At 69.4% G+C, this 906-nt stretch carries 1 protein-coding gene; it reads left to right on the top strand.

What is annotated here, in order from left to right; translation table 11 throughout:
• On the top strand, positions 1 to 906 hold a 906-nt coding region (locus tag IE313_RS34620), incomplete at both ends, for a SpnB-like Rossmann fold domain-containing protein (RefSeq protein ID WP_189939345.1).

Here is a 906-nt window from a genome sequence, read left to right as displayed (position 1 = left end):
TCCGGATGGTTCCCCCACACCCCGGCCACCACCCCCGACCTCCCCACCTACCACTTCAACCACCAACACTACTGGCTGCTCCGCGACACCACGGCGGAGCGCGTCCCGAACATCCCCGGTACGTTGTACAACGCCGTCCACCATCCACTTCTCTCCTCCTCCTTGGAACTCGCGGGCGGCCTGGGCACCGTCTACTCCGGCCATCTGACCAGCACGACACAGCCTTCCGACACCGACCTGGTCGAACTGGCCCAGCACATCGGTGCGCTGGAAGGTGTGCCGCAGCTCGACAGCCTGACCATTGAGCGGCCTCTCCCGCTGCCTTCCCAGGGCCCGGTCGACATCCAGGCGACCCTGACGGGTGCGGACTCGCTCGGCCCGCGGGCGCTCACCGTGCACGCCCGCCGCACGGGCGAACCCTGGACCCTGCACGCCAGTGGGCTGCTTGCCTTCCGCCCCGAGGCCGCTCCACCCGGGTCTCCCGCCGCGGTGCCCCAGACCGACCGAGCGACCTCCGGCGCGGTCTACCGCGTGGCTTGGGAGCCCGCGGTGGCAGGCGACCGGGCCCGGGATGCGGAGGACGCGCCGGACATGACGGTACTGCGCCTCCCGACCTGCGGCACCGACTCCGGAGACCCGCTCGGATACGTGCACAAGGGCCTGCAGCTCATCCTGGACCGCATTCGCGAACACATCACGGACGAGGAAACCGGTGCGGATGTGGGAGACCGGGTCCTGGTGGTCGTGGTGTGTTCGGGTGATCTGGCTGGGGCTGCGGTGGGTGGTCTGGTGCGGTCTGTTCAGGCTGAGCGTCCTGGGCGGGTTGTGCTGGTCGAGACGGAGGGTGACGTCGAGCCTGCGCGTTCCCTGCTGATTGGTGTGGTTGCGGGTGGTGAGCCGCATGTG

This window comes from Streptomyces sulfonofaciens (assembly GCF_014656295.1).
Lineage (GTDB): Bacteria > Actinomycetota > Actinomycetes > Streptomycetales > Streptomycetaceae > Streptomyces > Streptomyces sulfonofaciens.
Note: the sequence above shows the minus strand (reverse complement) of the source record. Positions and strands in the feature narration are given on the sequence as shown.